Raw genomic sequence first — 10,381 nt, 5'->3', positions numbered from 1 at the left:
CACTAGGGTTGTTGACTGTTATCGACTTTGCCGATGACCAGGGTCACAATGACAGGCATGCTCAATCCCATCTGGCTCAAGACCTTCGCGACAGTCGCGGCCTGCCATAGCTTCACTGAGGCGGGGCGGCAACTCGACCTCACGCAGTCGAGCGTTAGCGAACACATCCGCCGGCTCGAACAGAGCGTCGGGCGGCGCCTGTTCGTTCGCGACACCCATTCGCTCGCGATGACGCCGGATGGCGAGGCCATGCTCGCGCACGCCAGCGTGATCCTGCAAGCGCTCGCGCGGGCCGAATCGCAGTTTCGCGCGCCGCGCCTGAAAGGGCGCGTGCGACTCGGCTCGTCGGACGACGTCGCGCTCGGGCCGCTGCCTACGGTGCTGGCGGCGTTTCGCGACGCGCATCCCGATGTCGAACTGGAAATCACGATCGGCATGACCGGCAAGCTATATGAATTGCTGGACGCCGGTTCGATCGATCTGCTGGTCGGCAAGCGCCGTCTGGGTGACCGGCGCGGCGTGCCGCTGTTCACGGGGCGGCTGGAGTGGCTGGCGCGCACCGGCACGCTGGTCGATCTTAGCCAGCCGTTGCCGCTGATTCTGGTCGCGGAGCCGAGCGTGACGCGGGCGGTGGTGCTCGACGCGCTCGCCGAAGCCGGTTTTAGCTGGCAGGTGGTGTGTACGAGCAGCAGTCACTCGGGCTGCATTGCGGCTGCGCGCGGTGGGCTCGGTATCACGGTTCGGCCACAGTATCTGGCCGCGCGGGGCCTGACACCGCCGCTCAACGCGGCCAGTCTGCCGACACTGCCCTCGGTGGAGTTCATCGCGCTGGCCGCCAAACGGCTGAGCCGTCCGGCGGGCACGTTGCTGCAATTGCTGCACGACAGCGATTTGCGCGGGTCGTGGATTGGTGAATGAAACCGTGCGGGAGTGGCTAGCCTGAGCCGAGGCGCTGTCCGCACTTAAGCGGGCAAGGCCGCCGCTAACGCGTCAAACTCCACACCCCACGCCGCGCGCCATGCGTGGCGCGTTGCATCGTCGACCCATGCGCCGTCGATGCCGTTCAACATGAACTGCCGCAACTCGGCGATGCTGAAGCCGAAGTGGCTATACATCAATTGCCATGCTTCGCTTGGCGTCACTTTGTGCAGTGTCGGGTCGTCGGTGTTCGGGTGAATTTTCAGGCCCAGACCCGGCATGCGCCGCATCGGATGCTGTTCGGCCCAGACTTCCGGGGCGAGCGTGCGCAAATAGTAGGAGTTGGTCGGCACCACGGTGAACACGATGCCGCGTTCCGCGTATTGGGCCGCCAACTGCGGGTTGTCGACGATCGTATAGCCGTGATCGATCCGGTCGCAATGGAGCAGGTCCACGGCCGTCTCGACATTGCGCCATGGCATGCCGAATTCGCCCGCATGCGCGGTGGTCTTGAAGCCGGCGTTGCGCGCATTGCGGTACGCCTTCCAGAACAACTCAGGTGGCCGGTCGTTCTCGCGATAGTCGATGCCGAGGCCCGCTACTTCGTCCGCGCGATGCGCGCACATCCAGTCGACCAGTGCGACCGCTTCGTCGGGATCGGCTTCGCGGTCGATGCTCGGGATCAGTCGCGCGCTGATGCCGAAATCGCGCGCGGCGTCGCGAATCGCGGTGACGATGGCCGCTTGCGCATCCGCATAGGGAATCTTCGAGACGCGTACCGTGCCGGTAGGATTCCAGAAGAATTCGCTATGACGTACCTGGTGTGCGGCGGCATCGGCGAGATATTCGTAGGCGATGCGATGCAGGTCGTCCGCATGCGTGAGCAGATGCTCGTCGAGCGCGCGCAGCACACGCAGCACGCCGACGGGCTTTTCGCCGCGAGTATAGAACGCGTCGATCTCTTCGCGGTCGATCGGCGCGCGGCTCTTTTCAGCGAGCGCGATAAAGGTCTCGTGACGCACCGCGCCCAGCAGGTGGCAATGCAATTCGACCTTCGGCAGGGCGGTGAAGAAGGCGCGATGGGCATCGGTGAGCGTAATGCCAAGGCGCGATGCGGGCACGTTGCCCAATGTCTCTTTCATGTCGGTATGGTTTTCGGTAGTGCGTAAAACTCGACGCTAATTCAGTTTAGTGCGAATGCAGGATAACAATGTGCAGCAAAGTCGGGTAACAAAGTTGCTAAGGTGCAAATCTCAATGCGGCTTGACCACGGTATAGAAGTAATAGCCGAGCGGCACGGCCAGCACATAGAGGCCCCACGGTACTTCACGGAAACGTCCGGCGAGCAGCTTGACGAGCACATAGCAGAGCAGACCGCCCGCAATGCCGGTGCCGAAACTGTTCGACATCAGCGTGAGCAGCACCATCGAAAGAACGGGCAGCGAGTCGCTGAAGTCGTCGAAATGCGTATGGCGAATCGTGCTGAACATCGATAGTCCGATCAGGATCAACGCGGGCGCGGTGGCTTCTTTCGGAATGGCCAGCGCGACCGGCACGAACAACAGCATTAGTGCGAACATCGCGGCGGCCGCGAGCGAAGAAAGGCCCGTACGTCCACCCGCTTCAACACCTGCCGCGGATTCCACAAGCGCCGTGAGCGCCGGAATGCCGAACACCGGACCGAGCGTCGCCGCAATCGAATCGACGAGAAACGGGCGGTTGATATTCGGCAGATTCGCGTTTTCGTCGAGCAGATCCGCTTTGGCGCCGACCGCGAGCGTGGTGCCGAGCGTCGAGAAAAACTCCGCCGCGAAGAACACGAACAGATACGGAATGGCGGCCACGCTCAAGGCGCTCGCAATGTCGAGCTTGAACGCAATCGGCGCGATGCTATGCGGCCACGACAGAAACGACGCGGGCATATGTGTGACACCGAGCGGCACACCGGCAGCGGCCGCAATCAGGATCGCCCACAAGATCGCGCCGGGCACGCGGCGGCCCTGCAGCACGACAGCCGCGCCAAGGCCGATCAAGGCGACCAGGGTGCCGGGCCGCGAGAAATCGCCGAGCGCGAGCGCATTGGTTTTCGCGTTGGCGACCACCATCCCCGCATTACGGAAGCCGAGCACCGCGATGAACAAGCCGATCGAGGCGCCAAGCCCAAGCTTGATTTGCGCCGGAATCAGCCGCACCACGAGACTGCGCGCGCCCACCAGCGTCAGGATCAGAAACAGCACGCCGGACACGAAGGCGATGCCGAGGCCCGTCTGCCACGCGACATGCTCGCCTGCGAGCGTAATGCCGAGAATCACCGAGCCGCCGATGCCGGGCCCCACCAGAAACGGCAGATTCGCATACAGCGCCATCAGCACCGTGCTCAGCACGAACACCAGAATCGTTGCGGTCGTCGCCGCGCCGCGATCCATGCCGCCCGCCGACAGCAGCGACGGAATCACCACCAGCAGATAGGCGGCCGCCAGAAACGACGTGATGCCGGCGATCGTTTCGATACGCACGCTGGTCTTGCGTTCGACGAGTGCGAAACGCCGTTCGAGCCAGCCGTCGCGCGCTGCGGGTGCCAGGTTGTTTGCTGTAGGCATTGAAGATTCGTTATTGATCAATTGATTCATCCTGTAACCACGCCATTTATACTGCTGCGCATTGCGTCGATGCATTGCTCTCCATGACCGACCGTTCGTCCCTCTTGCCCGCGCTCACGCTGCGGCAAATCCAGTACTTCGTGACGCTTGCGCATGCACGCAGCTTCACGCAGGCCGCGCAGTCGCTCGCCTTGACGCAGCCTGCGCTGACCGCGGCGATCCGGCAGATCGAGTTCCTGCTCGGCGGCCCGTTGTTCGCGCGCTCCGCGCATCGGCTGACGCTCACGCATGCGGGCGCCAGCGTGTTGCCGCTGGCGGAGCGTCTGCTCAATCAGGCGCGCGGCACCTTCGACGATATGGCGAGCACCTTCGCCGAACGCGTGCAGACGGTGCGTATCGGACTGATTCCGTCGGCTGCGGCGCGCCTGTTGCCCGCGCTCACCTTGTTGCGCGCACAACAAGCGTCGCTGCGCTTCACGTTGAACGACATGCCGAACACCGCCTTGATTGATGCCGTGCGCCAGGGGGCAGTCGATTTCGGCGTGGGTGTGCACGAACCCGATGCGGCCGCGGCGGACAACGACGGCGAAGCCGCGTTGCGCTACCAGGACCTGTTCGAGGATCAGATCGTGGTGGTGGTGCGGCGCGACGATCCGCTCGCGCAGAAAAAGAGCCTCGCGTGGGCAAAGCTGGTGGGCCGCGACCTCGCGGTGTTCGTGCGCGGTAGTGTCAGCGATGCATTGCAGCGCACCGGCGGGGCCGAAGGTCTGCAACTGACGGTCGCCTACCGCGTCGAGTACACGGAGCCGTTGTACGAACTCGTGCGCAACCGTCTGGCGATTGCAGTGCTGCCCAGTCTCTACACCATGCATCTGCACGACACGGAACTGATCGCGTTGCGCCTCGACAAGCCGCGCGTCACCCGTTCGATCGCACTGATTTCGCTCGCCGGCGACGACCGCGGCCCGCACGTGCGTGCTTGCCGCGAATGGCTCGCCGCGCATATCTGACACAACGCGTGCGGTATGCATGACCGTTACCGAGCCTTTCACGAGTTCACGCGTTCGCCGCTTCACGGCAGTGTGGCGAGCCGTGCGCGCAAGGCGGCATAAAAACCGTCCGCGTCGACTTCGGTGATCCAGGTCGCGTTCGGCTTGCGGCCGCTGTGTCCGCTCCAGTCCACTACGGTTTCACCGAGCGTCCATTCGCCGACTGTCTCGATCATCACGTTGACCTCGCGTCCCTTGAACAGGGACGGCTCGATCAGATAGCCGGTCGCGCAAGGGTCGTACATGGGCGCTTCTTCAATGCCCCGGCGTCCCTTCTGATACGCGACTTCCGCGGCCATGATGTCGGCGGCCATGGTGCCGCAGCGATTGCCGAGCGCGCGAATCGGCGCGATCCGGGCCGGCGTGATCGGCGCTTTCACGGCGACGTCGCGCGGCAGCACGACGATCGGCACACCGCTCGCAAACACGACTTGCGCGGCCTGCGGGTCGACATAGATGTTGAACTCGGCCGCGGGCGTGATGTTGCCGCGCTCGAAGAAGGCGCCGCCCATCAGCACGATTTCGCGGATGCCGTTGCGGATCTCCGGTGCTTCGGCGAACGCGGTAGCGAGGTTGGTCAACGGCCCGAGCGCGCACAGCGTCACGCTATGCGGCGGCGCCGCGCGCAAGGTGTCGATGAGGAAGGCGACCGCATGCTGCGACGCGAGAGGCGCGAGCGGTTCATGCAGCGGCACACCTTCGAGACCGGTCTTGCCGTGCACGTTGGCGGCCGTGATCAGTTCGCGCGTGAGCGGGCTCGGGCAGCCCGCATACACCGGCAGCGATTGCGACTGCTCGGCCCAGTCACGCACGATGCGCGCGTTGCGTTCGGTGAGATTGAGCGGCACGTTGCCCGCGACCGTCGTGATCGCGCGCACGTCGAGCCGGTCGCTCGCGCCGAGGGCGAACAGGATCGCAATCGCGTCGTCCTGACCGGGATCGCAATCGATGATCACGCTGCGGCGCGTGCCGCTTTGCAAGGCGGGGGCGCTCGAAGAGGACGTGCCGCTGGCCGCGTCAGCCGCTCCGGCACCTCCTGCAGCGGCGGCCAGCATCGGCCACGCCGATGCACCCGCAGCGAGTCCCATGGCCGTGCGCAAAAACGCGCGCCGGTCCTGCGTTGGATCGAAGGCGTTCATCATCGTCAGAATACGTGGCGCATGCCGACCGTCGTGATCATCTGACGGATGCCGGTGGATTGCGCATAGGCGAAAATCTGCGCGTGTTGCGCGTCGCCAGCAGCTTGCTGCGCGATCACCGTCAGCGCGACGTCGGTGCGTTTCGACAGGAAATAGTCGGCTTGCAGATTGACCTGATGCCATTTGGGGCTCGTGTTGATCACATCGTATTTGCCGTCAGTGAAGGCATACGCTGCGCCGAGAATGAGCGCGGGCGTCACGTGGTAGTTCAGGTTCAGGTTGTAGTTCTGCAAATGCAGATGCGAACCGTCGAGATAATCGTAGCGGACATCGGTGAAGAGCGCTGCAAATTGCGCAGGGCCGACCGTATAGAAGCCGCCCGTGCCGAAGATGCGCTGCTTGCTCGCATACGCGGCCGGATGCAGTGCGCTCTTCGCGAAGATAAGCAGCGACGACGCATAGTCGTTCGAAATCGCGCCGTCCGGATTGGTCGCGCTAAACGGGTGGTTGTACTGCGCGTAGACCACGCTCCACTTCAGGGGGCCGTTCTCGTAACCGGCACCGAAGCTGTACGCATTGTTGTTGGCGAAACCGGTGGCGTTGCTGAAACCGTACTCGGCGGTGGCCTTCAGGCCGTGATAGTCGGGCGTCACGTATTTCACCGCATTCTGCACGCGGATATCGTTATAGCCGTTGTCGTTGTCGCCGATGTTGACGCCGTTGCTCGCGATGATCACCGGGCCGACGTAGTCGTGCACCGTGTCGTACTGACGGCCGAAGGTCAACGTACCGTACGTCTTGCTGGCGAGCCCGACGAACGCCTGCCGGCCGAATTCGCGGCCGTTTTGCGACGCGGTGCCGGTCATCACGTTAAAGCCGTTTTCCAGTTGGAAGATCGCGGTCGTGCCACCGCCCAGATCTTCGATGCCCTTCAAACCCCAGCGCGGGTTCTGGTTGGTCCCCGAAAGTGCCTGCCACGCGTTCTTGCCGCCCTGATTCGTCGCATAGCCGACGCCCGCCGAAATCAGGCCATACAGCGTCACGCTGCTTTGCGCATGGGCGGCGCTGGAGAGCGCGCCGGCAATCGCGAGAGGGGCGAACTTGAGTAGTTTCATCGTGGTCCAGTAGCGGGAAAGGAGGGCGCCGAGCGGAGGGCGCATTCGAACTGGGCTCGACTATACGAAGCCGTCGGCTATAAAAATAATGTTGTTTTCTTATAGTTCCATAAATTGAATCTATTCAACGAGGTCTCCGTGCGCCGCCGGCGGTCTGAGTCCTGCTGAACCCAAGCGTCCTTATCGCCTGTAATGGCATCGTTGCCGGGCTTCGGGCGATTCTGTATGGTGGATCATCGATCTACCCCATGAGACTCCGAATGACGTTCGCAACAGACCCGCTTTTGCAACCGATTCGCTCCGATGTCCTGATTGTCGGCGCCGGGCCTGTCGGCCTTTTTGCCGCTTTCGAAGCCGGTGTAATCGGCCTGTCGTGCCAGATCGTCGATGGGCTCGGCAAGGTGGGCGGGCAGTGCATCGAGCTCTATCCGGACAAGCCGATCTACGACATTCCCGCGATTCCCTCGTGTACCGCGCGCGAACTGGTCGAGCGTTTGATGGCGCAATGCAAGCCGTTCGATGTGCCCATCCATCTCGAGCAACGGGTCGAGTCGGTCGAGCAGCGCGACGATGGACGCTGGACCGTGCGCACCGACCGCGGCCTCGTATTCGACGTGGCGGCGATTCTGCTTGCCGCCGGCAATGGCGCGTTCGTGCCGCAAAAACTGACGCTCGCGGAAGCCGTGCCGCTGGAGTCGCGTCACGTGCACTACAGCGTGCAACGTCTCGCCGATTTCGCCGGCAAGACAGTGGTGGTGGCCGGCGGCGGCGATTCCGCGCTCGACTGGGCGTTGGCACTGCGCAAGGTCGCGCGGCGCGTAACGCTGGTGCATCGTCGCAACGGCTTCAGTGCGGCGGATTCGAGCGTCGAGTCGATGCGGCGCGCGGTCGAGGCCGGCGAGATGGACTTCATCGTCGGCGCGATTTCGGGGCTCAACGTCGAAGGCGATACGCTGAAGTCGATCGCGCTGCGGCATATCGAAGGCGAAACGCAACTCGACACCGAGCAACTCGTCGTGCTGTACGGGCTGGTTGCCGATCTCGGGCCAATCGCGCAGTGGAATCTGTCGATCCACGGCGGCCGCGTCGACGTGGATACGTCCAACTACGAAAGCTCGCGGCCCGGCATTTTCGCGGTCGGCGACATCGCCAACTATCCAAACAAGCAGAAGCTGATTCTGTCCGGTTTTCACGAGGCGTCGCTGGCGCTGCGCAAGGCATACGCGTACGCCTATCCGGAGAAGAAGCGGGTGCACGTCCATTCCAGTTACGACGCGAAGCTGGCGGAAAAGGTTGGCGCGGCGGTCTGACGGCGGGCTATATCGTCCAGCCGGCGCGGGAGGCCGTTCTCCGCGGTCCGCCCCGCGATCATCGGCCCACGCGCAATGGATTCGTCTGCACATACTTGTCGTCCCGCCTTGCATTCATGAATCTGACTTCTACAAATTTAAATTTGACAGTATCTGACTATGCAGATATATTGATTCCAACCAACAAGGAGCTACGCATGGATCACTACACGCCGGAGAGTTTCGGTCTGACAAACAGTGTGGGGTTCGCCATCAACAAGGCGCGCAACGTGTTGATTACGGAAATGGACGCCGCGCTTAAAGATCTGGATATCACCAGCCAGCAAATGGGCATCCTGCTGTCGTTGCGTCAGGACATTGCGACCACGCCGTTTGAGTTGTCCAAACATCTTGGTATCGACACGGGTTTGATGACACGCATGCTCGACAAGCTCGAGACCAAAGGTCTGCTGGAGCGCTCGCGCAGTATCGAGGACCGGCGCGTCGTCAATCTGAAGTTGACGAAGGCAGGGGAGGACGTCGCCGAGCATCTTCCGCAGATTGCTCCGGCGGTGCTGAACGGGCGTTTGAGGAAATTCACCAAAGCCGAATTCGAGGAATTGCGCCGCCTGCTGAACAAGTTTCTCGAAGACTAGCAAGCAACGAGGCAAACAACGCTGCGAACGATTGCAGCCATTTTTTTACCCTAATATCTGACAGGTCAGCAAATGATATTGCAGCTAAATAGGCAGGCAGCCAGGTCACGCATCGCGAAGGTGGGCGTGACGGCAATCTTCGCGGCCGTGCTGTCGGCTTGCGCGAACTACGCTGGCATCTCGAGCGACAAACAGATGGCACAGCCGCAGACCTACGCGACGCAACAAAGCCTCCCCGCGGATCACGGCCATTGGCCCGCCGCCGATTGGGCGGATCAGTTCGGCGACGCGCAACTGAAGGCCTTGCTTGTGGAAGCGCTGAAGGGCAATCCGTCGATCGAACAGGCCCGGGCACGCGTTGCCGCAGCCGCTGCGTATAGCGACACGGCGAAGGCCAGCACGATGCCGCAAGTCGGCGCCACGTATTCGTTCACGCGCCAGCAGTATTCGGGCACGGCGCTGGTGCCGCCGCCGTTTGGCGGTTCATGGCAATCGGAGAACAAAGGCCTGTTATCCGCTTCCTACGATCTGGACTTGTGGGGCAAGAATCGCGAAGCACTCAAGGCCTCGTTGTCTCAACTGCAGGCGAGCGAGGCGGATGCCGAAGTCGTCAGGCTGTCGCTGACGTCCGCAACGGCACGGGCCTATAACCAGCTCGCCCGTCTGTACGCGTTACGCGACATCGCGCAGCAGGAAATCACGCAGCGCGAGCAGATCGACCGCATCACCGCCGGCCGCATCGCAACGGGCCTCGATACCCAGGTCGAGCGCAAGACGGCGCAAGCGAACCTCGCCACGAGTCGTGCGACGTTGGCGTCGCTCGACGGCAGCATCCTCACCACCCGTTATCAACTGGCCGCCTTGCTCGGCGCCGGCCCGGACCGTGGCCTCGCGATTGCGCGCCCAACGCTCGGAATCGGTGACGAAGTACGTCTGCCGGACAACCTGCCTGCCGACCTGGTGAGCCGCCGCCCGGATCTGGTTGCTGCCAGATGGCGCGTCGACGCGCTCACGCATGACGTGAAGGAAGCCAAGGCCGAGTTCTATCCCGACATCAACCTAAGTGCGGCTATCGGTCTCGACGCGTTTGGCTTCGGCCGCTTCCTGACCGCAGCGAGCCGCACGGCGTCGGTCGGTCCCGCGATCCATCTGCCGATCTTCGACGGTGGTCAGTTGCGCGCGCAACTAAAGGGCCGGTATGCCGATTTCGACTACGCCGTCGCGACGTACAACCAGACGCTCGTCACCGCGCTGTCCGAAGTCGCGACGCAACTCGCGCAAATCCGTTCGACCGACGAGCAACTCGGCGACGCGCAAGCCGCCCAGGAAGCCGCCCGCAGTGCCGATCAATTGGCGCTCACGCAGTACAAGGCCGGTCTTGCGAATCAGCTAACGGTACTGAATGCCGACACCACGGCGCTCGCCGCCGACCAGCAGGTCGCGAATCTGAAGATGAACCGGCGCGATCAGCAAATTGCTCTGGCTGCCGCATTGGGCGGTGGCTATACCGACAGCGCTGATTCGCGCGCACAGGGCAGCGTGGCCGCGTCGGCAACCTCGGCCAGTTCGGCAGTACAAACCAACCCCGTCGTCGCCACCCGCTAAGACGCCATCG

General features: G+C 63.0%; 9 protein-coding genes. 5 read left to right on the top strand and 4 right to left on the bottom strand.

Annotation, left to right across the window (positions count from 1 at the left end; translation table 11 throughout):
- Window positions 1-57 precede the first annotated feature (57 nt).
- Window positions 58-918, top strand: a complete 861-nt coding sequence (locus FSO04_RS38320; RefSeq protein WP_154566661.1) for a LysR family transcriptional regulator — start codon at window positions 58-60, stop codon at window positions 916-918.
- A 44-nt stretch (window positions 919-962) separates the two neighbouring features.
- Here the strand turns inward: FSO04_RS38320 and add are convergent, their stop codons facing one another.
- Window positions 963-2,060 (bottom strand): adenosine deaminase, encoded by a 1,098-nt coding sequence (gene add, locus FSO04_RS38315; protein WP_154566657.1) that lies wholly within the window; start codon window positions 2,058-2,060, stop codon window positions 963-965.
- Between the two features lie 111 nt (window positions 2,061-2,171).
- Window positions 2,172-3,518, bottom strand: a complete 1,347-nt coding sequence (locus FSO04_RS38310) for an NCS2 family permease (RefSeq protein ID WP_154566656.1) — start codon at window positions 3,516-3,518, stop codon at window positions 2,172-2,174.
- Window positions 3,519-3,601: 83 nt separating this feature from the next.
- Here FSO04_RS38310 and FSO04_RS38305 point away from each other — a divergent pair, with 83 nt between their 5' ends.
- Window positions 3,602-4,528 (top strand): LysR family transcriptional regulator, encoded by a 927-nt coding sequence (locus tag FSO04_RS38305; RefSeq protein ID WP_154566655.1) that lies wholly within the window; start codon window positions 3,602-3,604, stop codon window positions 4,526-4,528.
- A 62-nt stretch (window positions 4,529-4,590) separates the two neighbouring features.
- Here the strand turns inward: FSO04_RS38305 and FSO04_RS38300 are convergent, their stop codons facing one another.
- Together FSO04_RS38300 and FSO04_RS38295 are read right to left on the bottom strand one after the other, a co-directional pair.
- The gene (locus FSO04_RS38300) at window positions 4,591-5,709 is read right to left on the bottom strand and encodes a nucleoside hydrolase (RefSeq protein WP_233465154.1); all 1,119 of its coding nucleotides are present in this window, start codon (window positions 5,707-5,709) and stop codon (window positions 4,591-4,593) included.
- A 2-nt stretch (window positions 5,710-5,711) separates the two neighbouring features.
- On the bottom strand, window positions 5,712-6,821 hold the full coding sequence (locus tag FSO04_RS38295) for a porin (RefSeq protein WP_154566654.1): 1,110 nt from the start codon (window positions 6,819-6,821) through the stop codon (window positions 5,712-5,714).
- Window positions 6,822-7,081: 260 nt separating this feature from the next.
- Here FSO04_RS38295 and FSO04_RS38290 point away from each other — a divergent pair, with 260 nt between their 5' ends.
- The 3 genes from FSO04_RS38290 to FSO04_RS38280 all read left to right on the top strand — a co-directional run bounded on the left by FSO04_RS38290 (window position 7,082) and on the right by FSO04_RS38280 (window position 10,371).
- The gene (locus FSO04_RS38290) at window positions 7,082-8,131 is read left to right on the top strand and encodes an NAD(P)/FAD-dependent oxidoreductase (RefSeq protein ID WP_154566653.1); all 1,050 of its coding nucleotides are present in this window, start codon (window positions 7,082-7,084) and stop codon (window positions 8,129-8,131) included.
- Between the two features lie 197 nt (window positions 8,132-8,328).
- Entirely contained in the window at window positions 8,329-8,766 is a 438-nt protein-coding gene (locus FSO04_RS38285; protein WP_154566652.1) for a MarR family winged helix-turn-helix transcriptional regulator, read from the top strand.
- Window positions 8,767-8,838: 72 nt separating this feature from the next.
- Window positions 8,839-10,371 (top strand): efflux transporter outer membrane subunit, encoded by a 1,533-nt coding sequence (locus FSO04_RS38280; RefSeq protein WP_154566651.1) that lies wholly within the window; start codon window positions 8,839-8,841, stop codon window positions 10,369-10,371.
- Window positions 10,372-10,381: the final 10 nt, after the last annotated feature.

Source organism: Paraburkholderia madseniana (assembly GCF_009690905.1).
In the GTDB taxonomy this organism is placed as follows: domain Bacteria; phylum Pseudomonadota; class Gammaproteobacteria; order Burkholderiales; family Burkholderiaceae; genus Paraburkholderia; species Paraburkholderia madseniana.
Note: the sequence above shows the minus strand (reverse complement) of the source record. Positions and strands in the feature narration are given on the sequence as shown.